Source organism: Brumimicrobium sp. (genome assembly GCF_048268645.1).
In the GTDB taxonomy this organism is placed as follows: Bacteria; Bacteroidota; Bacteroidia; order Flavobacteriales_D; family Crocinitomicaceae; genus Brumimicrobium; species Brumimicrobium ulvae.
In genome coordinates, this window is sequence record NZ_JBLWVE010000006.1 from 59,879 (window position 1) to 86,061 (window position 26,183).

The window sequence follows — 26,183 nt, forward strand, 5'->3', positions numbered from 1 at the left end:
AAAGATATGAATACAGATCCAATAGCAGATTTTTTGACTCGCATAAGAAATGCGAGCAGTGTAAACAAGAAAATTGTTGAAATTCCTTCTTCGAAAACGAAGGTAGCAATGGCGAAAATCCTTTTTGAAAAAGGGTACATCGCAAACTACAAAGTAGAAGAGGATGACAAACAAGGAGTAATTAAAATTGCACTTAAATATAATCCTTCAACGAAGGTTCCAGCGATAACTAAGTTAGAGCGTGTATCTTCACCAGGATTAAGAAAGTATAGTAATTCAAAAGAATTGCCACGTGTACTTAACGGACTAGGTATTGCGATTATCTCAACATCAAAAGGTTTGATGACAGATAAAGAAGCAAGAGTTGAAAAAGTAGGTGGTGAAGTTCTTTGTTACGTTTATTAATTTATAAAGTAATAATTAGCAATGTCAAGGATAGGTAAATCCCCAATAAGCATCCCGAGTGGAGTAGAAATTAAAATGGATGGAAACCTCATTTCAGTGAAAGGTGCAAAAGGAACACTCACACAAGAGTTTGATCCTGCAATCACAATAGTAATTGAAGATGGAGTAATTACATTCAACCGCGCATCGGACGCACCTGATCATAGAGCTAAACACGGTCTATATAGAGCGTTAGTTGGTAATATGATTGAAGGCGTAACGGAAGGGTACAAAAAGGTATTAGAAGTAATAGGAGTTGGTTTTAGAGCTGATGCACAAGGTCAAATTTTGACTTTGTCTGTTGGACACTCTCACCCTATTGTTTTCCAAATACCTGATGAAATTAAGGTAACTGCAGAAACCGCTAAAGGTAAAGCACCAGTTGTAACATTAGAGTCTTCTGATAAACAACTGTTAGGACACGTAGCTGCCAAAATTCGTTCCTTCCGTAAACCTGAACCTTATAAAGGTAAAGGTATTCGCTTACAAGGTGAGTATGTAAGAAGAAAAGCTGGTAAAGCGGCAGGTAAATAACCTTAATAACATAAGTAAAAATGGCATTTAGTAAAATAGCTAGAAGAGCTAAAATTAAGAAAAGAATCCGTAAGAATTTAACGGGTACTGAGACACTTCCAAGACTTACTGTGTATAGAAGTAACAAACAAATTTACGCACAAGTAATTAATGACTTGAAAGGAGAAACTCTAGTTTCTGCATCGTCTCAAGGAGTGAAAGAATGTGAAAACCTTCCGAAAATCGAACAAGCTAAATTCGTAGGTAAATTAATCGCTGAAAAAGCAATTAAGGCCAATATCGAAGCTGTGAAGTTTGACCGTAATGGTTATTTATATCATGGTAGAGTGAAATCGCTTGCTGACGGAGCAAGAGAAGGTGGATTAAAACTTTAATAAAAATGGCAGCAAAAATTAATAATAGAGTTAAACCAGCTGACTTAGAACTTGTAGACAAGTTAGTTGGAATTAACAGGGTTACTAAAGTAACTAAAGGGGGTCGTACATTCAGTTTCTCTGCAATCGTAGTGGTTGGAAATGAAAACGGAATCGTTGGCCAAGGTTTAGGTAAAGCAAATGAAGTAACTGAAGCAATTTCTAAAGGAATTGATGATGCGAAAAAGAACCTAATCCAAGTTCCAATTATTAACGGGACTGTGCCTCACACACAGAAAGGTAAATATAGTGGAGCAAGAGTTTTACTCAAACCAGCTTCTGAAGGTACAGGTGTAATTGCCGGTGGTGCAATGCGTGCTGTATTGGAAAGCGCTGGAGTACATAATGTTTTGGCTAAATCTCAAGGATCATCAAATCCAGCAAACGTGGTTAAAGCTACAATCGATGCACTTGCTCAAATGAGGGATGCTTTGTCTGTAGCAAAACAACGTGGGATTACGATGGAACAAGTGTTTAACGGTTAATATAATTTATAATGGCAAATAAGACAATTAAAATTAAACTTGTAAGAAGTGCTATTAACCGAACACAACGTCAAAAAGACACGGTTAAAGCATTAGGACTACGTAAAATGAATCATATCGTTGAAAAAGAGGCAACTCCTCAAATTTTGGGTATGGTTGCTAAAGTTCAACATTTAGTTGAAGTAGTTGAGTAAAAATCTTAAAATTAAAAAGCAATGAGTCTAAATAATTTAAAACCAGCGAAGGGTTCTACTCATAGTCACCGTCGTATCGGTCGTGGTCAGGGTTCTGGTTACGGTGGTACAGCAACGCGTGGACATAAAGGAGCTAAATCTAGATCTGGTTATAGTAAGAAAATTGGTTTCGAAGGTGGACAAATGCCACTACAAAGACGTGTTCCAAAATACGGATTTACGAACATCAATAGAGTTGAATATAAAGCAGTTAATCTTGATGTTATTCAAACCTTAGTGGACCGTAAAAACCTTACTGAAATCAATCCTGATGTACTACGTGAAAATGGTTTATTAGGGAATAGAGAATTAGTTAAAATCCTTGGAAGAGGTGAACTGACAGCAAAAATTAGCGTTTCTGCACACAAGTTTTCTGCATCTGCAAAAGCAGATATTGAAGCAAAAGGTGGTGATTGTTCAGAAATCTAATTAAATTTGCAAACTATTTTACCCAGATGAAGAAACTAATAGAAAATATAAGTAATATTTGGAAAGTTGAAGAACTAAGGAAAAGGTTATTGATAACCTTTTCCCTAATTCTCGTTTTTCGAATCGGATCGTTTATTGTTTTACCAGGTGTTGATAGTTCTAAGCTAGCTACTGATGGTGCCGAAGCCGGAACTATTGAAGGTTTACTTGGTCTGTTGTCAGGAGGAGGATTTACGAATGCTTCTTTCCTTGCCTTAGGTATTATGCCTTACATTTCTGCATCGATTATTATGCAATTGATGGGAATGGCTGTACCAGCTGTTCAAAAAATGCAGCAAGAAGGGGAAAGTGGTCAAAAGAAAATCAACAATTATACCCGTATACTTACAATTATAATCTGTGCTGTTCAAGCTCCAGGTTATTTATCGTTGTATGTTGCTGGTAAAAATGCTATACCTGAACAATTTATCGATTCTCCATTATGGTGGACGCAGTCTGTTTTGGTACTTGTTGCCGGAGCAATGTTCGCTGTTTGGCTTGGTGAACGTATCACCGATAAAGGTGTTGGAAATGGTATCTCTTTGTTAATTACAGTTGGAATTATAGCGCGTCTACCACAATCTTTTGTGGCGGAGACAGCACAACATTCTTTCTTAATTGTAATTATCGAAGTTATCGTTTTCATGCTCATCGTTATGGCTACCGTTTTAGTAGTTCAGGGGGTAAGAAAAATCCCTATGAATTATGCAAAGCGTGTTGCCGGAGCTAGAGGTGGTGCAGTTGACGCACAAGGTGCTCGTTCTTATTTGCCGATTAAGGTAAATGCTTCGGGTGTAATGCCAATCATTTTTGCGCAAGCAATCATGACGGTTCCAGTTATGTTTATTGAAAAACAGTTCGGAATTTTTGGATTCTGGTATAATCTAGTATTATTTGTTCTGATTATCGTATTTACTTATTTCTATACGGCAATCATGATCAACCCTAAGAAGATGGCTGATGACATGAAACGTAATGGAGGATTTATTCCTGGAGTAAGACCTGGCGATGAAACAGCAAATTATATCGATAATTTAGTGTCTAAGATTACCTTACCTGGTTCTGTATTCTTAGCATTAATTGCGATTATCCCTGCAATAGCTGTACAGTTTGGTGTAGGTGATGGATTTGCTCTGTTTTTCGGAGGAACATCGTTATTAATTATGGTCGGAGTTGTGTTGGATACTTTACAACAAATTGAGTCTTATCTCTTAAATCGTCATTACGATGGATTAATGGAAGGAACTAAAATTAGAGGACGTCGTACGCAAGGCGAAATGTCTGGAATGTAATAAAAGTATTATGGCAAAAACACAATCGATAGAACAAGACGGAACAATTATAGATTCATTATCTAATGCAATGTTTAGAGTTGAATTAGAAAATGGACATGTAATTACCGCGCACATTTCTGGAAAGATGAGAATGTACTACATTAAGATTCTTCCTGGAGACCGTGTTAAAGTAGAAATGTCTCCTTATGATTTAACAAAAGGAAGAATAACATTTAGATATAAATAAGAGTACGTTATATAGAACGTGTAAATAGTAAGTAAAATGAAAGTAAGAGCTTCAGTTAAAAAGCGATCAGAAGATTGCATTATCGTAAAACGAAAAGGAAGAGTTTACGTTATAAACAAAAAAAATCCTAAGTTTAAACAAAGACAAGGATAAGCTAATAGAATAAGTTATGGCGAGAATTGCAGGAATAGACCTACCAAAAAACAAAAGAGGTGTTATTGGATTAACATACATCTTTGGAATTGGACGTAGCAGAGCAAAAGAAATCTTAAAGGCTAATGGTATTGATGAGAACATCAAAGTTTCAGAATGGAACGATGATCAAATTGGTTTGATTCGTAATACTATTAACGAAATTAAAGTGGAAGGTGCTTTACGTTCAGAAGTACAATTAAACATTAAACGTTTAATGGACATCGGATGTTACAGAGGAGTTAGACATAGATCTGGATTGCCTCTACGTGGACAACGTACCAAAAACAACTCTAGAACAAGAAAAGGTAGAAGAAAAACTGTTGCAAACAAGAAAAAAGCAACTAAATAATAGTTATTAATATGGCAAAGTCTAATCAAAAGAAGAAGAAAAATGTTAAAGTAGATGCTGTTGGTGAAGCGCATATTCAAGCTACCTTCAACAATGTCATTGTATCTTTAACCAATGCTCAAGGACAAGTAATATCTTGGTCTTCAGCAGGAAAAATGGGCTTCAAAGGTTCTAAAAAGAACACCCCTTATGCTGCACAAGTTGCTGCTGAGGAGTGTGCTAGAGAAGCGCATGACTTCGGATTACGTAAGGTGAAAGTGTTCGTAAAAGGCCCAGGTTCTGGTAGAGAATCAGCTATACGTGCAATTCATAACTCAGGAATTGAAGTAACAGAAATCAATGATGTTACTCCATTACCTCATAATGGTTGTCGCCCACCAAAACGTAGAAGAGTATAATTTTTAAACACCGGGGAAACCCACTGACGAAGGAAGATGCCTTAATTCTCAGTTCCCCAATTATAATATAATAGTATGGCAAGATATACAGGACCAAAGTCGAAAATTGCTCGTAGATTTAGAGAACCAATTTTTGGCCCAGATAAAGCACTGGAAAAAAGAAGTTATGGACCGGGACAACACGGACCAAACAAAAGAAGAGGTAAACAATCTGAATATTCTATTCAGTTGACCGAAAAACAAAAAGCAAAGTACACTTATGGTATTCTTGAACGTCAGTTCTTGAACCTTTTTAAGAAAGCTTCTGCAATGAAAGGAATTACTGGTGAAAACCTTTTGATTCTTTGTGAGTCTCGTTTAGACAACACAGTTTATCGCTTGGGAATTGCTCCTACGCGTAGTGCTGCACGTCAATTTGTTTCTCATAAACACATAACCGTTAATGGTAAAGTTGTAAACATTCCGTCTTATTCACTTCGTGAAGGAGATGTTGTTGGTGTGCGTGAGAAATCTAAATCTTTAGAAGCGATTACTAATTCTATTGCCTCTAGAACAACAGATTACGATTGGTTGAATTGGAACCCTTCTACAATGTCGGGTACTATGTTAAATACTCCTTCAAGAGAAATGATCCCTGAAAACATCAAGGAACAACTGATTGTAGAATTATATTCTAAATAAAAACTAATATATTATTATGGCTATTTTAGATTTTCAAAAGCCGGACAAGGTAATCATGATTGAGTCTGACGATCACGTTGGACAATTCGAGTTCCGTCCATTGGAACCGGGTTATGGGATTACCGTTGGAAACGCTTTAAGACGTATATTACTTTCTTCATTAGAGGGTTTCGCAATATCTTCAATAAGAATTGAAGGAGTTGACCATGAGTTTTCTACTATCAAAGGTGTAGTTGAGGATGTAACTGAGATAGTCCTTAATCTTAAGCAAGTTCGTTTTAAACAACAAATCGAAGACCAAGATGAAGAAACTGTTATTATCTCTGTAGGAGGACAAGATACTTTTACGGCGGGTGATATTGGGAAATTCACAACTGGATTCCAAGTGCTTAATCCTGATTTAGTACTTTGCAATATGGATACTTCTGTGAAGTTAGACATTGAGCTTAAAATTATTAAAGGACGTGGTTATGTTCCTGCAGAGGAAAACAAAACTGCAAACTCTCCGTTCGGAACAATTTTTATCGACTCTATTTTTACGCCTATTAAAAACGTAAAATATACTGTTGAAAACTTCCGTGTAGAACAAAAAACAGATTATGAAAAATTAATCTTTGACATCGTTACAGATGGTTCTATTCATCCAAAAGATGCATTACAGGAAGCTGCAAAGATTTTAATTCACCACTTTATGCTGTTCTCTGATGAGCGCATCACTTTAGATAGTGAAATTAAATCTGAAACTGAAGAATTCGACGAGACATCGCTACACATGCGTCAATTGTTGAAAACGAAACTAATTGATCTGGATTTATCTGTTCGTGCATTGAACTGTTTGAAAGCAGCGGATGTTGATACTTTAGGTGATCTAGTAGTCTATAATAAAAACGACTTATTGAAGTTCAGAAACTTTGGTAAAAAATCCCTTACCGAACTTGAAGACCTAGTTGAGGCTAAAGGATTGTCGTTTGGAATGAATACGTCTAAATATAAATTAGACAAAGAGTAAAAACTGATATAAGACTTTAAAATGAGACACGGTAAAAAAACAAATAGTTTAGGGAGAAAATCTGCGCATAGAAAAGCAATGCTTGCCAACATGGCGTGCTCCTTAATCGAACATAAAAGAATCAATACAACTGTAGCTAAAGCAAAAGCACTTCGCGTTTATTTAGAACCATTGCTTACTAAAGCAAAAACGGATTCAACGCACTCACGTCGTGTAGTATTTAGCTACCTTCAAAGTAAAGATGCGATTACTGAGCTATTCCGCGAGGTTGCTCCAAAAATTGCTGATCGTCCAGGTGGATACTTACGTATAATTCGTACAGGAACTAGATTGGGTGATAATGCTGAGATGTGTATGATCGAATTGGTTGACTTCAACGAGTTGATGACCAAAGAACCAAAAGAAAAGAAAACGCGTCGTTCAAGAAGAGGTGGTGGTACAGCTAAAGCTGAAACTACTGCAACTGAAGGAGCAGCAAAGGAAGAAACTAAATCGGAAGCAAAAGAGGAAGCGCCTAAAGCCAAAAAGGAAACTGCTAAAAAAGCAGAGCCTAAAGCAAAAAAAGAAGCTCCTAAAAAAGCTGAAGAAAAAAAGGAAACTCCTAAAAAAGAGGATAAAAAAGACGATAAAGAAGAGAAATAATCTTCATTGTTATAAATTATTACGAGGCTGTCATAACTTTAGGCAGCCTCTTTTTTTATTTATAACTATTTATTTTGCAATTTTGTGCTTTAAATATATTTGAGAATGAATCATAAATCTGGTTTTGTTAATATTGTTGGTAGTCCAAATGTAGGTAAGTCTACCTTAATGAATCGCTTGTTGGGTGAAAAACTTTCTATTGTTACCTCGAAAGCTCAAACTACACGGCATAGAATCAGAGGGATTCTTAATCATGAAAATTATCAAATTGTATTTTCAGATACTCCTGGTGTGGTGAATTCAGCGTATGAATTACACGATGCTATGATGAAATATGTAGACACTTCTCTTCGTGATGCTGATGTTCTTCTGTTTATTACTGATGTCTTCGAGGACACCATGAACCACAAAGAAACCTTAGAGAAAATTAAATCATTGAAAGTCCCAGTAATCTGCCTGATCAATAAAGTAGACCTAAGAGACCAGGATGTAGTGGGAGATAGAATAGCATATTGGAAAAAAGAACTACCTAATGCTACGGTTCTGCCTGTTTCAGCTTTACACAATTTTAACGTAGAGCCTATTCTTGATCTTATTTTAGAGCATTTACCAGATTCTCCAGCCTTCTTTGACAAGGATGCTATTTCTGATCGCCCAATGCGTTTCTTTATTTCTGAAATTATTCGTGAGAAAATCTTCCTAAACCTAAAAAAAGAAGTGCCATACGCATGCCAGGTTGAGGTTGTTGAATATATCGAAGAGCCTGACATCATAAGAATTAGAGCAAACATTATTGTTGAAAGAGATTCTCAAAAAGGAATTATAATTGGTGCAAAAGGAAGACAGCTTAAATATATCGGAATCGATAGCCGAAAGGACATCGAAAAATTTGTGGATAAGCATGTTTTCTTAGAAACTTTTGTTAAAGTCGATAAAGATTGGCGTAATAATGAATGGAAACTTAAAAAATACGGATATTAGTTATGAGTAATATAGTTGCAATCGTTGGTCGTCCTAATGTTGGAAAGTCAACTCTTTTTAATCGTTTAACAGAATCAAGAAATGCCATCGTTGAGGAGATGAGTGGTGTAACGCGTGATAGAATATACGGGAAAGGAGAATGGATAGGGTATGAGTATTCTGTGATCGATACTGGGGGATACGTGAAAGGATCTGATGATGTTTTTGAAAGTGAAATTAGAAAACAGGTTGAAATTGCTATAGAAGAAGCGAGTGTTATCGTTTTTGTTGTAGATGTTACAACAGGTGCAACTGATCTTGATGATAAAGTAGCGAAATTACTCCGTTCTTCAAATAAGAAAATATTTACTGCAGCAAACAAAGTAGACAATACTGCAAGGGTCGGATTATCATCTGAGTTTTGGTCTTTTGGATTAGGAGATGTTTATGATATTGCTGCAGCAAGTGGTTCGGGTACTGGAGAATTGTTAGATGATATTGTAAAAGAATTTAAAACTAAAACAATTGAATCTGAAAGTGACCTACCTAGATTCGCAATTGTTGGTAAACCAAATGTGGGGAAATCTTCTTTGGCCAACGCTTTGATCGGTGAGGATAGAAATATCGTAACCCCTATTTCAGGGACAACTCGTGATGCCGTAAATACACGTTATTCTGCTTATGGATTTGATTTTTTGTTGATTGATACTGCTGGAATTAGAAAACGAGCTAAAGTCAATGAAGATATTGAATATTATTCTGTCTTAAGATCTGTGCGTACAATTGAAAGTTCTGATGTATGTATCTTTATGATCGATGCAACTGAAGGTATTCAAAAACAAGATCTGCATATATACTATATGTGCGAAAAAAACCATAAAGGAATCGTAGTACTTGTCAATAAATGGGACTTAATTGAAAAAGATACCATGACAACTAAAGAATACGAAGAAAAAATTCGTGCTCAATTGGCTCCTTTTAATGATGTTCCGATCTTATTCACTTCTGCAATTACCAAACAACGAATTCATAAGGCGCTAGAAGTTGCAATGAAGGTATACAACAATCGTGTAAAGAAGATTCAAACCTCGGTGTTAAACACCGTAATGCAAGAAGAAATTGACCGCTTTCCACCACCATCACTGAAAGGAAAGTATGTCAATATTAAATACATTACCCAACTTCCAACACACGCCCCTGCATTTGCTTTTTATAGTAATTTACCACAATATATTCCGGATAGTTATAAACGTTTCCTAGAAAACAAAATAAGACACCATTTTGACTTTGAAGGGGTTCCTGTGAGGATCTTCGTAAGAAAAAAATAAGTCCTATAAAATTTAAAAAAAATGGTTGAAGACTTATGTCCTCAACCATTTTTACCATAAACCATAAACTTAAATCATAATAAACCCACTGTATAGACGTAAGAAAATCATAAAGGGTTGTAATGTTTTACGATTATTCTTATTTTTTTTCAAGCATCTTCGTATATTCATCCAAGAAATAAAAAGAAACTTATGCCATTTAATGCTATTTTTGGTTGGATTATTAAGAAAAGAATTCATCAAATTGAACTCTTTAGAAAACATCCTGTGGAGGTTCAAAAAGAATGGTTTGAACGTCTTATCTTAAACGGACGAAGGACAGAGTTCGGTCAAAAGTATAACTTCGGTGACATTGAAAATTATGAGGACTTTAAACGTAATGTTCCTCTCCAAGATTATGATGATGTAAAAGACTGGGTAACACGAGCTGTAAATGGTGAAACTGATATTCTTTGGCCAGGTGAAACATTATGGTTTGCTAAGTCTTCTGGAACAACATCTGATCGAAGTAAGTTTATTCCCGTAACAAAAGATTCACTTGAAGATTGTCATTATAAAGGAGGTAAAGATTTATTGGCCATTTATTATTCCCACTTTCCAAGTACAAAATTGTATAAAGGTAAACACCTTGTTGTTGGAGGTACTGCAGAACAAAATACACTTAGGCCAGATAGTTATACGGGTGATTTATCTTCTATAATTTTAAAAAACTTGCCTTGGTGGGTTGAAATAAAGCGTATTCCCTCTCGAGAAACTGCATTGATGAGTGAATGGGAAGAGAAAATTGAAAAGCTTGCTGAAGAAACTATGGATGAGGATGTTTCTAGTATTTCAGGAGTGCCCAGTTGGACCTTAGTGTTATTGAACCGAATTCTAGAAAAAAAAGGAAAAAAAGATATTCGTGAAGTCTGGCCAAATCTTGAACTTCTGATGCATGGAGGAGTGAGCTTTAAACCCTATGAAAAAGAATTCAGAAAAATTATTCCTCATGATGATATGCATTATATTGAATCTTATAATGCTTCTGAAGGTTTTTTTGGAATTCAAGATGAAATCGGAGGAGACTTATTGTTGATGTTGGATTATGGAATATTCTTTGAATTTATTCCCATGTCCGAGTATAAAGGTACAAAATCAGAAAAGGTAGTTGGAATTAAAGATGTTAAGGTTGGTGAAAACTATGCTATGGTGATTTCGACTAATGGTGGACTTTGGCGATATATCGTTGGCGATACTGTTCGTTTTACAAGTGTAAAACCATATCGTGTTATCGTTTCTGGTCGAACGAAGCACTATATCAATGTCTTTGGTGAAGAGCTAATTGTTGACAATTCTGATTCAGCAATTAAACAAGCTTGTGAACAAACAAATTCACTTTTAAAAGACTATACCGCTTGTCCTGTTTATATGGAAGAAGGTAAACAAGGCGGGCATGAATGGATTGTTGAATTCACAAAAGAACCAGAAGATATGGCCGTGTTTTCAAAATTGTTGGACAAAAGCTTGAGAGAAGTTAACTCCGATTACGATGCGAAAAGAACTAGTGATTTGACCTTGAACTTCCCTGTCGTTCATAAAGCAAGAACGAATTTATTTGATGATTGGCTGAAAAGTAAAAACAAATTGGGAGGACAACATAAGGTACCGAGATTATCTAATGACCGAAGTATCGTTGAGGATATTTTAAAGTTGAAACATAGCACAGTTATTGATATAAAACAATCATGAAGTTGCTGAGCATTTATTTAGTCCTTGTGTTGTATTCAAGTTTTTACTCGTTTGGACAAGACTATTCTTGGAAGTTATTGAATAGTTATGCGCATCCAAATATCGAAGCATGGGACATTAATCCGCTAGAAGAATTAATCGTTTCAAGTAAAGGTAGCTTACATAAATTAGACACAAATTTCCAAGTGGTTTTCACACAAAGCAAAAAAGAATTCGGAGATATTTCGAAAATTGATGCACGACACTCCTTAAAAACCTTGTTGTTTTCTGAAAATCAACAAATGTTAGTTTTCGTAGACAATACTTTAACCTTTCAAGAGGGAAAGGTGGATCTTTCGTCATTAAGTGTTGATTATGCCACTCAAGCTTGTTATTCTGACCATCCTAACCGATTTTGGATATATGATGAGCAAGATGCAAGACTGTTTAGATTTGAAGGGATTAAATCAAGTGTGAAAAATACTGAGATTTCTAACTTGTCGGCAATAACATTAGAAAGTTTCCCCACCTCGATTGTAGAGAGCCAAAACCAACTCCTTCTTTTCTATAAAGGAAGCGGTGTTTTTATTTTTGATTACTACGGTAGTTTGTTGCGTAAATATGACTTTCCAAAAGTTTTACAAATTTATCCTACTGAAAATCACATTTATTTATTGCGTAAAAATGAATTGATGAGGGTACATCGAAGAACTGGAGCTGAGCTGACTATATCATTACCAATAAAAGGTGTCGAGGATTTCCGAGTGTTTGGAGATGCGGTCTATTTTAAAGATAAAACAGGTGTGAAGAAATATTCTTTATTTCAAGAGAAGTAAACGAAGAATTATAAACAATATTTGTATTTTAGTCCATCATTAAATAAGTAGAATTATGCATATCGCTGTTGCTGGTAATATCGGATCGGGAAAAACAACCTTAACAGAGCTTTTAGCTAAGCACTATGGTTGGGAAACACATTATGAGAATGTATCTCAAAATCCATATTTAAATGATTTCTATGAAGATATGCAACGATGGTCTTTTAACCTTCAAGTGTATTACCTAAATAGCCGATTTACGCAAATACAAGAAATTCAACAAACCGATAAGGTAGTCATTCAAGACAGAACAATTTATGAGGATGCTTATATTTTTGCACCAAATCTTCATTCTATGGGATTGATGACCACCCGTGATTTTGAGAATTATTTCTCACTTTTTAATTTGATCGAATCCTTTGTCTCTTCTCCTGATCTTTTAATTTACCTTAGAGCAAGTGTGCCGACATTGGTCAATCAAATTCAACAAAGAGGACGAGAATACGAAGAATCAATTCGATTAGACTACCTAAAAAGGTTGAATGAACGTTATGAAGCTTGGATCAGTACTTATGATAAAGGGAAAATGCTGATCATTGATGTGGACAATAATAACTATCACGAGAACCCAGAAGACTTAGGGAAAATCATTTCAGCAATTGACGCAGAAATACATGGTTTGTTCTAAAATAAGAATATTTGAGTGAACACTCAGAATTAAAATAAAAAGCCTCAAAATTACGAGGCTTTTTTTATGGGTTAATATTTTTTACATCGTTTGACTATCAAAAGTTTTTAATAGATTCGAAATTTCAAGAATCATAGCAACTTTCTTTTCGTCTTCTGTCTTGTTTTCATTATGATTTTCAGCGAACTCTCTCAAAATAATCTCAGCATCTAAAATGTGGTGTTCCTCAAATGGACCTTCCATATTTTCAATAATGGTTAAACATTCTAAAGCAACCATAAAGTCGTTGTGAACTGCAATAGATACAAAGTCTACAATGTATTCCGAATAATCGACTTTACTGTTCCAAATGGTGGTTAATAGAGGCATGTGAACTTCTTGGTAGTCGTCATCCAAAAGAACGTCCATTATGGATTGCGCACTTGAGGAGGATTTTATATCCCCAATAAATGCAATGATTTCTTTTTCTGCCTTAGGAGAAACGCCTTTTTTCCATACATCAATAATTGGAGCGATAACATTGTCATCTCCATTGACTTTTAGGGCTTTAAGTCCGTCAATAATCTTCTTTTCTTCCCCTGTATTTATGTCCTTAAGTATCGCTTTTATTTTTGCTTTACGTTCTTCTGCTCTTTCTGCTGATGCCATTTTAAAATCTTTTTTGCAAAGTTAAGGATAAGTATACTTTATCCCCTATTTTCAGTAGGACTAATTGTTAAACACGAGTTAGGTTTTAGATTTATCTTTATATTTACAAAGTAAACACTGTGTTTATGAAATATAATTAAATTGACAAAGGATGAAAAGATTGACAAAGGAATGGGCTTATGGTAAGGATGTTAATGCCTTAGTGTTGAGATTGGTTATGGGGCTTTCTATGTTTTATGGTCATGGTTTAGGAAAGATGAATGTTCTTTTTGGAAGCGGAGAAATCAATTTTCCGGATCCACTAGGTATCGGTGTGACTTTGTCTATTGGAATGGCTGTTTTTGCTGAGGTATTGTGCGCCTTATTGGTAACTGTTGGGTTGTTTACACGACTGGCATTAATTCCTTTGATTGCGACCATGGCTGTGGCGGCATTTATTGTTCATAGCGGAGATCCTTTTGGAAGAATAGAGTTGTCTTTACTGTATCTTGCAGGCTTTGTAGGATTACTATTTATCGGGCCAGGACGTTTTTCTGTTGATCATATTATTAAGCGTTAATTCGCATTACTATCTAATAAGTTACCATGGAAGTCAGATCAGAAGATGCCAATTACTTCGGTATTGGAATAATGCAATTTAAAAGGGGATATAATATTGGAACTTTATGGAGGTCTGCTCATATTCTTGGAGCGTCTTACATATTTACCATAGGGAAAAGCTATAAAAAACAAGCTTCAGATGTGTTGAAATCTTGGCGTGAAATTCCATTATTTCATTACGAAGATTTTGAAGACTTTTACAAACACATTCCCTACAATAGTAGATTAGTGGGGGTAGAGTTAGACGACAGAGCTGAAATGTTAAGTGAATATCAACATACCCCAAGAGCAGTTTATTTGTTAGGAGCAGAAGATAACGGTTTGCCTTCTGAGGTTTTGGATAAGTGCCATGAAATCGTGCAACTGCCAGGTACAAACTCTTTGAATGTCGCTGTAGCGGGTAGTATCGTAATGTATGATAGGGTTTCCAAATTACCGACGCGAATGCCCCAATTTAAAAAGTAGGTCATAAAAAAAACCGTTCAGACATTTAGTAAGAACGGTTTTAAAATATTGAGTGCAAAGATTTACTCTTCGATAACTTCAAATTTGAATTCAGCAGAAACCTCTTTGTGAAGGTTTGCTACTCCTGTATAAGTTCCCACTTCTTTAATTGGCTCTTCTACAATTTTCAAAGATCTTCTATCTACTTCAACACCTTCAGCTTTTAACATTTCAGATAACTGAATAGTGTTAACAGATCCGAAGATACGTCCGTTTTCTCCAACTTTAGCTCCAATCTTGATGGTAACACCTTCGATTTTCTTCGCTAATTCTTGAGCTTCCTCTTTGATTTTTACTTCTTTGTGAGAACGTTGTCTCAAAACTTCTTCGTGCGCTTTTTTTGCTGACTTTGTAGCAACAGTTCCATATCCTTGTGGAATTAAAAAGTTAAGCGCATAACCAGGCTTTACGTCAACGATATCGTCTTTGTAACCTAGCTTATCGACATTCTTCTTTAATATGATTTCCATTATTGTCTTATTAATGTGTTAATAAATAGGCTTATCTTAATTGGTCTCCTACATATGGAAGAATCGCAATGTGACGAGCACGTTTAACAGCCTTGTTAACTCTACTTTGAAACTTAGCAGAAGTTCCTGTTATACGACGTGGTAAAATTTTACCTTGTTCGTTTAAAAGTTTCAATAAAAAGTCTGCGTCTTTATAGTCAACGAATTTAATTCCGCTTTTCTGAAAACGACAGTATTTATCTTTTTTAATGTCAATGTTTACCGGCGATAAATATCTTACATCTTGTGCCATAATTGTAATTTTTTTTGGTTCTTTACTTTAATTACTTTGCTTCAGCCTTTGCAGGTTTAGCACTTTTCATTCTTGACTTTCTTTTTTCAGCCCACTCTTTGTGGTGCTTGTCCATTTTTACAGTTAAGAAACGCATTACACGCTCATCACGTTTGAAAGTCACCTCTAATTCAGATACTAAGTTTCCTTCTCCTTCAAATTCTAAAAGAAAATAAAATCCAGTTGTTTTTTTCTGAATTGGATAAGCCAATTTTTTCAAGCCCCAAGACTCAGAATTAGTTAGTTTTCCGCCAAGAGATTTAATCTCTTCTTCAAACTTCTTTACTGCTTCCTTTGTCTGATCTTCTGACAAAACGGGAGTTAAAATGAAAACAGTCTCGTAGTTATTCATATTATTATTGTTTTAATTAAGGGCACAAAGATAATCAAAAATCTTTTAATCAATGCTTTTTTGATTATTTTGTTTGTGGGTGTTAGGCTGTAGGCTAAAACCTTTAAGGATAACAAGTTGAATAGCTTTGAGAAATCTATTGCTTGTTCAATTTATTGTTTTCTCTATGAGTAGAATAGGAAATTAAAACCCCAAAAAAAATAATATAGCCAAAATAGAAGTCTGCTCAAATTTATTTAACTTCATTGTTAGTCTGTTGTGAATTAGATGCTTACGTTTTAGATGTGGTGTTTTGATTGTAGAAGATTTGATTTTAATTGCGGATTCAGAACTTCTTTGATATGATTAGTTGGGACTATGAAATATGGTGTTTTTAATACATTTTTTCGTCTATTTAATTGTATTTCTCTTTTTGTTATGTCATTCCAATAATCTCTCAATAAAATAGTGGCTTTTTTGAATCAAATAACTCATCTTTGTTCTAACATAAATAATATTGTGTGAGCTAAGGTTTTTATATTTTGTGCTAATGACTTTAATAACGCGAATAAACTAAATGCTCTCTTGTACAGAGAATAAGAAATAAATTAGAGCATTAGTCTTATGAGCTGTTTGATTAAGTCAATAAAAAATGTAAATTTCGCTTTTAAACTCAACATTAAGGTGTAGTAAAATGAGAAGAAATTTTGTAATCACGAGTACGTTGTTATTAGGCGCTTCACTTGCGCTTTCTATCTACTTAAGCATGTATTGGTATGTGTTGGTTGGATTGGTGTTGTTACTCACCATCATGGGGTATGTCGATATGTTCCAAAAGAAACACGCAATCCGAAGAATCTACCCTGTAGTTGGTCGCTTGAGGTATGTTATGGAAGAACTGAGACCAAAAATGTATCAGTATTTTATTGAGTCGGATATTGATGGACGCCCATTCAATAGATTAGACCGCTCATCGGTATACCAGCGTGCTAAAAATGTTCGTGATACAATTCCTTTCGGAACACAATTGGATTTGTATGCAGAAGGATATGAATGGATGTGTCACTCTGTTGCTCCGAAAGCATTTGATACTTTAAATCATGACCCTAGGGTGATGATTGGTAATAAAGATTGTAAACAACCATACTCAGCAAGTATCTTAAATATTTCTGCAATGAGTTTTGGATCTTTAAGTTCTAACGCCATTGAAGCTTTGAATGGTGGTGCAAAAATCGGAAACTTCGCACACAACACGGGTGAAGGAGGGCTGAGTGATTACCACTTAAAACATGGAGGAGATATTATCTGGCAAATTGGTACAGGATACTTCGGATGTAGAGACGAAGAAGGTAACTTTAATCCGGAACTGTTTGCTGAGAAATCAAAGACGCCTAGTGTGAAAATGATAGAGTTGAAATTGTCTCAAGGGGCTAAGCCTGGACATGGAGGAATTCTACCTGCATCCAAAAATACAGAGGAAATCGCACGAATTCGTCACATTAAACCGCATACTCTTGTGGCTTCACCTCCTTTCCACTCCGCTTTTGATACGCCTTTGGAGATGATTCAATTCATTAAAAAATTAAGGGATTTGTCTGGAGGAAAACCTGTAGGGTTTAAATTATGTATTGGACATAAGAGTGAGTTTATTGCGATTTGTAAAGCGATGATTCATTTAGATATTTATCCAGATTATATCGCCGTAGATGGAGGAGAAGGAGGTACTGGAGCAGCGCCGCCTGAATTTAGTAACTATGTTGGTGCCCCTTTAATTGACGGTTTAGATTTTGTTCATAATATATTAACCGGACTAGACATTCGCAAACACATTAAAATTATTGCTTCAGGAAAAGTAAGTTCAGCATTCCACGTGGCTAGGGCTATGGCTTTGGGCGCTGACTCATGCTACCAGGCACGTGCAATGATGATGGCTGTGGGGTGTATTCAAGCATTATTGTGTAATACAAATACTTGTCCGACAGGTGTTGCAACTCAAGATCCGAAGTTGACTGTTGGTCTAGATGTGAAAGATAAGAAAACACGTGTTGCTGAATACCATAGTAAAATGGTGAAGAATTATGTTGAATTATTAGGTGCCTCAGGATTAGATGTAACCAAAAACTTAACGCGTTCACATATTTACCGCCGTGTTTCTTTAAATGAGATGATTACTTATGAAGAACTGTTCCCTTCCATTGAACCAGGTTCAATGCTTGAAGAATCTGGTATTCCTTTAAAGTACAAACTAGACTTTATTAATGCTGATATGGAAAGCTGGGGAATAAAATTTCATAAATTACAATAGCTGTCGCTAATGTAATTTATGAAATTTTCAGTATTGAGTGTGAGAGAAGAGTCTTGAGGCGAAATCAATTATAGTGTAAGATTTATTAGCAGTTCGATACTCCGCTGCGAATTGTCGGTACAATCCAACGTGTTCCCAGTATTCTGCTGATGCTATAAAAGAATAGGGAGTCGTTAAGGAGGTTGGGTGTTTAAAAGAGTAGGCCCTTGTTATCCACGGAGCGGTTTTGGTGATGATCTTGTTTCAAATGAAAGTTGAGTTTAAGGATTAATGAGTTCAGAGGGCTAAAAAATCATAGTTACTGTAGCTGTCGCTAATGTAATTTATGAAATTTTCAGTATTGAGTGTGAGAGAAGAGTCTTGAGGCGAAATCAATTAAAGAGTAAGATTTATTAGCAGTTCGATACTCCGCTGCGAATTGTCGGTACAATCCAACGTGTTCCCAGTATTCTGCTGATGCTATAAAAGAATAGGGAGTCGTTAAGGAGGTTGGGTGTTTAAAAGAGTAGGCCCTTGTTATCCACGGAGCGGTTTTGGTGATGATCTTGTTTCAAATGAAAGTTGAGTTTAAGGATTAATGAGTTCAGAGGGCTAAAAAATCATAGTTACTGTAGCTGTCGCTAATGTAATTTATGAAATTTTCAGTATTGAGTGTGAGAGAAGAGTCTTGAGGCGAAATCAATTAAAGCTTCAATTACAGATGATATAGGTCTTTCTATGATTAGGGAGGCCTTTTTTACTTTTAAACATACTACGAAATTGAGATTATAGTTTAAGTATGTTGACAATCAAAAGCATTACTTTCTTTGATTTTCTTCCAATAAAATCCGTAATTTTATACCGTGGAAGTAATCAAAAAAATTATACGATTTCCTTTTATACTATTGATTCGATTGTATCAATACATCATTAGTCCGATATTTCCTGCGAATTGTCGGTACAATCCAACTTGTTCTCAATATTCAGTGGATGCAATTAAAGAATGGGGAGTCTTTAGAGGTGGTTGGATGGCGATAAAAAGAATAGGCTCTTGTCATCCTTGGGGAGGTTTCGGAGATGATCCTGTGCCACGAAAAGATAAAACCAAAGATTGAAAGAAGATCAATAATTCGTAACTTTAAAATTCGTAATTCGTAATTCGTAATTGATTATGTAATTGGTACTTTCTTTGCATCTCAACGATAACTCATTTTAAAGATACAATATGAATATTCAACATTTCGTTTGCCTTTTTAGCCTTCTAATTTCTTTTGCTTCTTTCAGTCAGCATGAAAAACCACTAAAGAAAGTAGATAGTTTGCTTGAAATTAGACAACCCAATGCAGCTCAATCAGAATTGTGGGCGGTAATCGAAAAAGCGAAAAAGGATGAAGATCATCCTACGCTTTTAGAAGCTGTTCCTTATTTTAAAAAAGTTTTGGCTCCATTGGATAAAGAGGAGCGTGCAGCATTGTACTTCAAAGTGTTTAATAGAGTGCAGGACTTTCCAAAGCCCTCAAATTCTATTGCTGAACTTCAGATGCTTCAAGAAGTAGCTTTCAATAATTATCAATGGTTGAGCAGAACACACCTCGATGTTTACGATTCTATTAACCTTAATGAAGACTCTGTTCGATTCGAATTTGTATTGAAGCACATTGAGGGGTTAGAAAATCAGTTGAATTCTTTAACAGCTTACGATTTCCAGCCTTATCGCAGAGTGCTATCCATGAATGACGATAGCCTTTTTATTCATCGTACCCTTTCCGATTATTTGGCGTATCAACTAATTAATCTATATGAATCTTCTGTGATTCAACATGGAGGAACTTTAAAGCACCTAACTTCAGATCAAAAAGAATGGTATGGACTTTCTTCTGCGTTTACTCAACTCAATTTGCAAGAACATCAGTTAACAGGAGCAATTCTTAGGTTGTATCAACAGCTTGAATTGAATAATCAAAACCATCCGAATTACCTAAGTACAGCTGTCTACCAACGTCTACACTATTTAAAAAAGTCATTTCACAATACAAAGGAGGTAGAGCTAGCATGGCAGAATCAATTCAATAGTTTTAGTACTAGTTCAGCCCGTTCAAAATTCTTATTTGAAATTGCGAAAAGTAAATACAACAAAGGAAAAGCTTACCATTATGCAAGACATCCAGAACTCGAACCTTTAATTAAGGAAGCCCATGAACAATTAACGGTCGAAATGAAGTTGTTTCCGAATAATGATTTTAAACATGAAATTCACACTTTAATTACTGTGATCAATAATCAGGAAATCAATTTGACTTTACCGAATGTAGTAAGGCCAAACATAAAAATTCCATTATTGATTGAGTCAAGGAACTATTCAGCTCATGTGATTCGTATATATAAAATAAAAGATTTCGATTTTGTTCAATACTCTTCATTTCAAAACTACTTGCTTGAAGAAAACTTAACGCTAGAAAGAACTTTGTCTCTTGATTTAAAAGATGAAAAGTTATTTCAAGAACGAAGTTTAGAGTTGTTGTTAGATGGATTTTCAACTCCAGGCCAGTATTTTATTGTGGCCACAAAAGAGGGCCAATCACTTTTCGAGTTGGCCAAAGATAACAAATTGTGGAATGCAGAAAAAGTGATTTCTAAGGCTTTCACGATCTCTACAATTAGTACTACTAGCTCAACAATAAATGGCGAATATACAATGCTTGTCCTTGACCAGTCTACAGGTAAACCCTTAGAAGGTGCCGAAGTTCAATTGTATAAACATAACTACCGAAGAGGAAATGAACCTCAGTTGATAAAGAAAGGAACAACAGATAAAAATGGTCTGTTTTCACATCCTATTAGAGACAATGGAAGGTTGTTTTATTCTGTTGAATACAAGGGCTCATTCCTTTATGGTGGAGAGTATGCTTACAAATCTGGGAAGGACGTAAAGCAAAACAGGATAGAGTTGCTGACGGATCGATCTGTCTATCGACCTGGACAAACTGTATACTTTAAAGGAATTGCCTTTGAAGGAATGGAGAACGAATTTAAAGCTACAGCAAAAAAGAAAATCACAATAACCTTAAGGGATGCTTCGTATCAAGAAATTTATAAATCTACATTCACCAGTAATGAGTTTGGAAGTATTGATGGAAGTATTCAATTGCCGAGCTCAACTCCTTTAGGTAGCTTTTCTTTGGTGGCCAGCATGGATGGTTTATTCACTAATTCACTTACTTCAAGCACTCAGTTTATTGTTGAAGAATATAAACGTCCAACTTTTGAAGTAAAGTTGAATCAGCCAACAAAAGAAGCGAAGTTGAATGATACTGTTTCAGTTGTTGGAAATGCCAAGGCTTTTGCTGGATTTCCTATTGCTAATGCCCAAGTAAGTTATACCATTTATAGAAAATGGAATCGTTACTGGAGGTTTTATTACTCACCTTTTTCTGGAGATTTGTTGAAAGAAGGAGAGGTGAAATCAAACGTCAATGGAGATTTTAAAATTGATTTCTTTGCTGAGGAAGATCCTAATGCAGTAGCTAATGCTTATTATAATTATGAAGTAAGGGTTAAGGTTACTGATCTTTCAGGAGAGACTCATGAACAAACTTTATCGCTTAATTTGAGTAAAGTAGGGTTGTCCTTACAAGTGAATGCAGTTAATCGATTCTTTACCCATGAAAAAGAAACGGCGCTTATCGAAGTGGTCAATTTGGCAGGTGAAAAACAAGAAGTTTACACTGGAAAATTAGAAGTATATCAAAAAGTATCGGATGATGAATTCTTAAATCGTCTATGGGAAAATGCAGAAGATACTCAGTTTAAAGAGGAAGAATGGGCTGCTTTATTTCCTAACATGATGTTGAATTCATTCCAAAATCATTCCCAAAAAGAGAAGTTGATTAAAAGAATTTCTTTTACCACTGGTGATACTTTGCAATTGAATGAGTGGGTCAATAATAAACAGGGTCACTATAGCGTGAAACTATATGTGTTAACGCCCTCCGGTGATAGTATTAAAGCAACTCATGACATAGAAGTGATTGATGTGACAGAAAAAGATTTGCCAGTGCATACTGCTTTGTGGACTTTTGTTTCTGATGATGAAGTGAAGGTCGGGGAATCTGTCGATTTCCAAGTGGGCTCTTCTTTTAAGAATAGTAAAGCCTTAATTTCTTTTTATAGAAAGGATAAATTAATCCGTCAGGAATGGGTGGACTTAAAACATAGACATTCACAATGTTATACAGTTCAAGAAGAAGATCGAGGTGTTCTAACCTATAATGTAGTGTTGTTGAACAACGGTGTTTTTTACACGGCATCTCAAAATGTGAGGGTTCCGTTCAGTAATAAGCAGCTAAAAATCAAAACATCAACTTTTAGGGATCAATTAACTCCTGGTCAAAAAGAGCGATGGAGTTTTACGGTTCAAGATGAAAATAACGAAATGGTAAATGCAGAGTTAGCTGCAACGCTTTATGATGCTTCATTGGATCAGTTTAGAGGACATGGTTGGGGCTTTTTCCCTTATTACGGGAGGGGGCAGTACAGCAACTGGAGTAATAATTGGAGCAGAAATACCTCGAGTTTTGGAAGCGGAGGTGTGAGTTGGACGCTAAGAAGTGTTCTTACTGGAGAAAATATGAAGTACAAGAAGCTTTTAAGTCCTCCATCTTATGAAATTGTCAATTATGGCGATGAACTATACCTTTCAAAAAGTCGCTCTGCTATTAGTAGTCAAGCCGATGTTGGTGAGATGGAAGAGGTGGCGTTCGTTACTGAAGGATCAGGTTCTGGTGCAGGAAGTGATGCAGAAAGTGTTGAGTCTGTTAAGAAAACAGAAGAGGACAAGACAAAGCCTGAGCCCATTAATCCAAGAAGTAATTTCAACGAAACGGCATTCTTCTATCCCACAATTTATTCAAACGATGCTAATGAATATGTATTGAACTTTACTTTGCCGGAATCATTGACGAAATGGAAATTGTTGATGTTAAGCCATAATCAAGAAATGCAAATTGGAACTTTCCAAAAAGAAATTGTTGCTCAAAAAGAGTTGATGGTAACTGCAAATACACCACGTTTTGTAAGACAAGGCGATGCAATAGATTTTTCTGCAAAAGTGGTGAACTTAACAAAAGAGGAACAAACCGTTGAGGTGTTCTTGAAATTAGAAAACCCGATTAATGGTGGGGCCTTAAATTTAATTGGTCGTCAGCCTTTAAGTAAAATGGTGACCATTGCGGCTGGAGCTTCTGAAGAAGTCGTGTGGAACATGAATATCGGTAATCAAGAAGTGATTCAATATACAATTACAGCTTCTAATGAAAGCTATAGTGATGGAGAGCGCAATGTAATTCCTGTTTTAAGTAACCGTGTTTTGATTACAGAAACAGATCATGTTTTATTGCGTAACCCGGGAAAAACAAGCCATGAATTCGAGGCCTTTAAAAACCAAAATTCAACCACTTTAGACAATAAGTCTTTCACCGTTGAATACACTGATAATTTGGCTTGGAATGCGGTGATGGCTTTACCGTATTTAAGTAAAGTAAATGATCAAAGCGCAACTGCTTTAGCGAATAGCTATTACGCCAATGCTATTGCAAAGCATATTGTGAACAGCAATCCACAAATTGAAGCAATATTTAAACAATGGAAAGCTAAAACCCCTGAGGTTTTTCTATCTGAATTAGAGAAGAATGAAGAATTAAAAACAATTCTTTTGAAAGAAACACCTTGGGTTATGGAGGCTAAAAATGAAACCGAACAGCGCAGAAGAATAGCACAGCTGTTCGAATTGAATCAATTGCAAAATAATCAACACAGTCTTTTGCACGAGTTAAAGAAAGCTCAGAACAGGGATGGAGGATTTGGATGGTTCGGTGGTGGAAAGTCAAATGCTTACATTACCCAAAATGTTTTGACGCGATTTGGACAGTTAGAAAGATTGGGGATTTCCATTAAAGAAGAAAATGCCTTAATCCAAAATGCTGAACGTTTTCTAGCAGAATATCATGTTGAGAAATACAATAAGCGTATTAAGGATAAGAAGGGATATACGGTATCAGCAATGGATATGTATTGGTTGTATTCTAGAACCTTCTTTAATAGTAAGCAATCAGCACAAATAGATGAGGTTATAAACTATTATCAAACGAAGTTGAAAAAAGAATGGACGCGTTTTAGTCCATACGAACAGGCGATAATAGGAATTTATTTCGAAAGTAAAAACATGGATAAGGAAGCACAACTGATTTATGCTTCTTTAAAGGATAGAGCAAAGAAAAACACACACTTGGGTATGTACTGGGTGGAAAACGCAGGATACTATTGGTATCAAAATAACATAGGTAGTCAAGCAATGATAATTTCCTTCTTTAAGGAAATGGATGCGCCAGAGGATATGATGGATGATATGCGTTTATGGCTAATTCTAAATAAAGAAGGAAATGCGTGGGAAACGGGTGTTTCAACTGCAGATGCTGTTTATGCTGTTTTGCTAACAGGGAAAGATTATTTAAGCTCTTCTAAACAACCAAGTATTAAAGTCGGAAGTCAGCAACTCGTCTATGCATCAACATCAAAAGCCAATGAAGTAGAGGTGGAATGGACTCCAGGGTTAGGTCAGGTAAAAAATAAGTGGACAGGAGGTGAGATTACTACAAACCTTGGTGAAGTTGAGGTTGAACGTTTTACAGAAGCGCCTGGTGTACTGAATATGTATTGGCAGTATACTGATGAGCTGTCAAAAATCAAGAGCAGTAATAACCAATCCATGAGTATTCGTAAAACCTACCGTCGAGTAGTTCCAGGAGAAAAAGCGGAAACAGGAATCATTGATTCTACATTTAAAATAGGAGATAAAATTGAAATTGAGCTGATTGTTACTGTAGATCGCGATTTAGAATTTGTGCACATCAAAGATTTACGTCCTGCAGGATTTGAACCCGTTCAGACTACAAGTGGTTATATGTATGATGCTGGCTTGTCTTATTATCAAAGTTCAAAGGACGTATCGATGGATTACTTTGTGGATTATATGCCGAAAGGGACTTATAAACTGACTTATACCGTTTATGCAACACACAGCGGAAACTTTAATAGTGGAGTTGCGGAAATCCAATGTCATTACGCCCCGAAGTTTTCAGGGAATAGTAGAACAATGGAGGTGAGGATAGGGAGGTAGTTTATGGTGCTATTTGACTTTCTGTTGATGCGGGATTTGTCTCGTATTCAATAGTTTTTTTGGGATTTGCTTTATTGCTATTTAAAGCTTTTTTTAGAATAGAAAACAAAGAGGGATTTCATATTTGTTTTTTATCGGCATTGTGATATTAATGTTTTGTCGTAAATTCAAATTATATTGGTTATGAATTGTACTACTATGAAGTGTTTCTTATTGAGTATTGCATTGATCGTCACTTTTTCATTTTTTGCTCAAAAGAGTGAGGAAAAACAGAGGTCAAAACATTCTTTTTATCTAGCAGCAGGCATATTTGGGCAAACAAACATTTTTGACCTATCACAACCGTCTTATGATTACTCTGGTATAACTTCGAGCTTAGTTTATCAAATTAGTTTCCCTAAACGATTTGTTCTTGGTGCTGAGCTTTTATCAGATCAATCCTTTTTTAAAAAGGAACACAGTTGGGATCCAAACGTTTCAAATATAGGAAGGCTTAGTGGAATTTCATTGGGAGTACAATTAGGGGTGAATGTTCTTAGAAAAAAACACTTTGACCTATCTGTACTCATTGTTCCTCATGTCAACCTGCAGAAATACATCGTCAAAAAACACACTTTGCACAACAATGAAACAGAACTTTTAAAATACAAAAGTAGATACTTATTTGTACCTTTTGCTGCTTGGCGTTTTGATTTTTATTATAAGTTCAATCAATTACATTCTATTGGACTAGCTACCGATTTTAACTTTGATATTGAGTTGTATGATTTATTCGGAAATGTTCTTTTAGGAGTAGCTCGTGCAATGTTTTCTTATCGTTTTACACTTCCGTCTTCTTAATTAATAGGGAAGATAAAGTAATTAAAACTAGCATTCTATTGATGCGGGATTCATCCCGCATTCAATAGATTTCTTTGGCTCTATTTTATAGCCGTTTCAACGGCTTTCTAATTATACTAACTAAATCG

The 26,183-nt window shown here is 35.6% G+C and carries 29 protein-coding genes and 2 pseudogenes; 27 read left to right on the forward strand and 4 right to left on the reverse strand.

The features are described 5' to 3' along the window. Nucleotides 1–6: 6 nt before the first annotated feature. The 19 genes from rpsH (at nucleotide 7) to ACN0U3_RS06810 (ending at nucleotide 12,873) form a co-directional block, all read left to right on the forward strand. Entirely contained in the window at nucleotides 7–405 is a 399-nt protein-coding gene (gene rpsH / locus ACN0U3_RS06720; protein WP_299204305.1) for a 30S ribosomal protein S8, read from the forward strand. A 21-nt stretch (nucleotides 406–426) separates the two neighbouring features. Further along, complete coding sequence (gene rplF / locus ACN0U3_RS06725) at nucleotides 427–978, forward strand: 50S ribosomal protein L6 (protein ID WP_299204302.1); 552 nt, start codon at nucleotides 427–429, stop codon at nucleotides 976–978. 20 nt (nucleotides 979–998) lie between these two features. Further along, entirely contained in the window at nucleotides 999–1,352 is a 354-nt protein-coding gene (gene rplR, locus ACN0U3_RS06730; RefSeq protein WP_299204299.1) for a 50S ribosomal protein L18, read from the forward strand. A gap of 5 nt (nucleotides 1,353–1,357) precedes the next feature. Then, nucleotides 1,358–1,876 (forward strand): 30S ribosomal protein S5, encoded by a 519-nt coding sequence (rpsE, locus tag ACN0U3_RS06735; RefSeq protein ID WP_299204296.1) that lies wholly within the window; start codon nucleotides 1,358–1,360, stop codon nucleotides 1,874–1,876. Between the two features lie 11 nt (nucleotides 1,877–1,887). After that, nucleotides 1,888–2,070 carry a 50S ribosomal protein L30 gene (rpmD, locus tag ACN0U3_RS06740; protein WP_299204293.1) on the forward strand — a complete coding sequence of 61 codons (183 nt, stop codon included), beginning with the start codon at nucleotides 1,888–1,890 and terminating at the stop codon, nucleotides 2,068–2,070. Nucleotides 2,071–2,091: 21 nt separating this feature from the next. Next, entirely contained in the window at nucleotides 2,092–2,538 is a 447-nt protein-coding gene (rplO, locus tag ACN0U3_RS06745) for a 50S ribosomal protein L15 (RefSeq protein ID WP_299204290.1), read from the forward strand. A gap of 26 nt (nucleotides 2,539–2,564) precedes the next feature. Beyond that, complete coding sequence (gene secY / locus ACN0U3_RS06750) at nucleotides 2,565–3,869, forward strand: preprotein translocase subunit SecY (protein ID WP_299204287.1); 1,305 nt, start codon at nucleotides 2,565–2,567, stop codon at nucleotides 3,867–3,869. Nucleotides 3,870–3,879: 10 nt separating this feature from the next. Continuing rightward, nucleotides 3,880–4,098, forward strand: coding sequence for a translation initiation factor IF-1 (gene infA / locus ACN0U3_RS06755; protein WP_299204284.1), 219 nt, complete (start codon nucleotides 3,880–3,882; stop codon nucleotides 4,096–4,098). A 36-nt stretch (nucleotides 4,099–4,134) separates the two neighbouring features. Continuing rightward, nucleotides 4,135–4,251 carry a type B 50S ribosomal protein L36 gene (ykgO, locus tag ACN0U3_RS06760; RefSeq protein WP_299204281.1) on the forward strand — a complete coding sequence of 39 codons (117 nt, stop codon included), beginning with the start codon at nucleotides 4,135–4,137 and terminating at the stop codon, nucleotides 4,249–4,251. Between the two features lie 16 nt (nucleotides 4,252–4,267). After that, nucleotides 4,268–4,642 (forward strand): 30S ribosomal protein S13, encoded by a 375-nt coding sequence (gene rpsM, locus ACN0U3_RS06765; RefSeq protein ID WP_299204278.1) that lies wholly within the window; start codon nucleotides 4,268–4,270, stop codon nucleotides 4,640–4,642. 11 nt (nucleotides 4,643–4,653) lie between these two features. Next, a complete protein-coding gene (gene rpsK, locus ACN0U3_RS06770; protein WP_299204275.1) occupies nucleotides 4,654–5,040 on the forward strand; it encodes a 30S ribosomal protein S11 in 387 nt (128 codons plus the stop codon). A 75-nt stretch (nucleotides 5,041–5,115) separates the two neighbouring features. Beyond that, on the forward strand, nucleotides 5,116–5,721 hold the full coding sequence (gene rpsD / locus ACN0U3_RS06775) for a 30S ribosomal protein S4 (RefSeq protein ID WP_299204273.1): 606 nt from the start codon (nucleotides 5,116–5,118) through the stop codon (nucleotides 5,719–5,721). A gap of 16 nt (nucleotides 5,722–5,737) precedes the next feature. Further along, on the forward strand, nucleotides 5,738–6,730 hold the full coding sequence (locus ACN0U3_RS06780; protein ID WP_299204268.1) for a DNA-directed RNA polymerase subunit alpha: 993 nt from the start codon (nucleotides 5,738–5,740) through the stop codon (nucleotides 6,728–6,730). A gap of 21 nt (nucleotides 6,731–6,751) precedes the next feature. Further along, the gene (gene rplQ, locus ACN0U3_RS06785; protein ID WP_417265610.1) at nucleotides 6,752–7,372 is read left to right on the forward strand and encodes a 50S ribosomal protein L17; all 621 of its coding nucleotides are present in this window, start codon (nucleotides 6,752–6,754) and stop codon (nucleotides 7,370–7,372) included. 105 nt (nucleotides 7,373–7,477) lie between these two features. Further along, entirely contained in the window at nucleotides 7,478–8,353 is an 876-nt protein-coding gene (gene era / locus ACN0U3_RS06790) for a GTPase Era (protein ID WP_417265611.1), read from the forward strand. 2 nt (nucleotides 8,354–8,355) lie between these two features. Then, nucleotides 8,356–9,660, forward strand: coding sequence for a ribosome biogenesis GTPase Der (gene der / locus ACN0U3_RS06795; RefSeq protein WP_417265612.1), 1,305 nt, complete (start codon nucleotides 8,356–8,358; stop codon nucleotides 9,658–9,660). A gap of 192 nt (nucleotides 9,661–9,852) precedes the next feature. After that, nucleotides 9,853–11,388, forward strand: coding sequence for a GH3 auxin-responsive promoter family protein (locus ACN0U3_RS06800; RefSeq protein WP_417265613.1), 1,536 nt, complete (start codon nucleotides 9,853–9,855; stop codon nucleotides 11,386–11,388). Next, nucleotides 11,385–12,203 (forward strand): hypothetical protein, encoded by an 819-nt coding sequence (locus ACN0U3_RS06805; protein WP_417265614.1) that lies wholly within the window; start codon nucleotides 11,385–11,387, stop codon nucleotides 12,201–12,203. Before ACN0U3_RS06800 ends, ACN0U3_RS06805 begins: the two co-directional genes overlap by 4 nt. Before the next feature lie 55 nt (nucleotides 12,204–12,258). Beyond that, entirely contained in the window at nucleotides 12,259–12,873 is a 615-nt protein-coding gene (locus ACN0U3_RS06810; protein WP_299204249.1) for a deoxynucleoside kinase, read from the forward strand. A gap of 81 nt (nucleotides 12,874–12,954) precedes the next feature. Here the strand turns inward: ACN0U3_RS06810 and ACN0U3_RS06815 are convergent, their stop codons facing one another. After that, entirely contained in the window at nucleotides 12,955–13,521 is a 567-nt protein-coding gene (locus tag ACN0U3_RS06815) for a hypothetical protein (protein ID WP_417265615.1), read from the reverse strand. 151 nt (nucleotides 13,522–13,672) lie between these two features. On the opposite strand from ACN0U3_RS06815, the gene ACN0U3_RS06820 reads away from it, so the two are divergent. Both ACN0U3_RS06820 and ACN0U3_RS06825 read left to right on the forward strand, forming a co-directional pair. Further along, on the forward strand, nucleotides 13,673–14,080 hold the full coding sequence (locus tag ACN0U3_RS06820; protein WP_417265616.1) for a DoxX family protein: 408 nt from the start codon (nucleotides 13,673–13,675) through the stop codon (nucleotides 14,078–14,080). 26 nt (nucleotides 14,081–14,106) lie between these two features. Further along, on the forward strand, nucleotides 14,107–14,586 hold the full coding sequence (locus ACN0U3_RS06825; RefSeq protein ID WP_417265617.1) for an RNA methyltransferase: 480 nt from the start codon (nucleotides 14,107–14,109) through the stop codon (nucleotides 14,584–14,586). Nucleotides 14,587–14,648: 62 nt separating this feature from the next. On the opposite strand, the gene rplI is transcribed toward ACN0U3_RS06825, so the two are convergent. From rplI to rpsF, 3 genes are read right to left on the reverse strand one after another with little or no spacing between them, the layout of a single operon-like run. Continuing rightward, nucleotides 14,649–15,095, reverse strand: coding sequence for a 50S ribosomal protein L9 (rplI, locus tag ACN0U3_RS06830; RefSeq protein WP_417265618.1), 447 nt, complete (start codon nucleotides 15,093–15,095; stop codon nucleotides 14,649–14,651). A 31-nt stretch (nucleotides 15,096–15,126) separates the two neighbouring features. Then, the gene (gene rpsR, locus ACN0U3_RS06835) at nucleotides 15,127–15,387 is read right to left on the reverse strand and encodes a 30S ribosomal protein S18 (protein WP_299204234.1); all 261 of its coding nucleotides are present in this window, start codon (nucleotides 15,385–15,387) and stop codon (nucleotides 15,127–15,129) included. A 31-nt stretch (nucleotides 15,388–15,418) separates the two neighbouring features. Beyond that, nucleotides 15,419–15,778, reverse strand: a complete 360-nt coding sequence (rpsF, locus tag ACN0U3_RS06840; RefSeq protein WP_299204231.1) for a 30S ribosomal protein S6 — start codon at nucleotides 15,776–15,778, stop codon at nucleotides 15,419–15,421. Between the two features lie 673 nt (nucleotides 15,779–16,451). Between rpsF and ACN0U3_RS06845 the strand changes: the two genes are divergently transcribed. From ACN0U3_RS06845 to ACN0U3_RS06870, 6 genes and pseudogenes are all read left to right on the forward strand, one after another. Next, entirely contained in the window at nucleotides 16,452–18,062 is a 1,611-nt protein-coding gene (locus ACN0U3_RS06845; RefSeq protein WP_417265619.1) for an FMN-binding glutamate synthase family protein, read from the forward strand. A 103-nt stretch (nucleotides 18,063–18,165) separates the two neighbouring features. Further along, nucleotides 18,166–18,228, forward strand: a pseudogene (gene yidD / locus ACN0U3_RS06850) (membrane protein insertion efficiency factor YidD); the annotation flags it as partial. Nucleotides 18,229–18,472: 244 nt separating this feature from the next. Beyond that, nucleotides 18,473–18,535: pseudogene (yidD, locus tag ACN0U3_RS06855) on the forward strand (membrane protein insertion efficiency factor YidD); the annotation flags it as partial. A gap of 369 nt (nucleotides 18,536–18,904) precedes the next feature. Further along, nucleotides 18,905–19,156, forward strand: a complete 252-nt coding sequence (gene yidD / locus ACN0U3_RS06860) for a membrane protein insertion efficiency factor YidD (protein WP_417265620.1) — start codon at nucleotides 18,905–18,907, stop codon at nucleotides 19,154–19,156. Between the two features lie 110 nt (nucleotides 19,157–19,266). Next, complete coding sequence (locus tag ACN0U3_RS06865) at nucleotides 19,267–25,215, forward strand: alpha-2-macroglobulin family protein (RefSeq protein ID WP_417265621.1); 5,949 nt, start codon at nucleotides 19,267–19,269, stop codon at nucleotides 25,213–25,215. 198 nt (nucleotides 25,216–25,413) lie between these two features. After that, nucleotides 25,414–26,055 (forward strand): hypothetical protein, encoded by a 642-nt coding sequence (locus ACN0U3_RS06870; protein WP_299204222.1) that lies wholly within the window; start codon nucleotides 25,414–25,416, stop codon nucleotides 26,053–26,055. Nucleotides 26,056–26,183 lie beyond the last annotated feature (128 nt).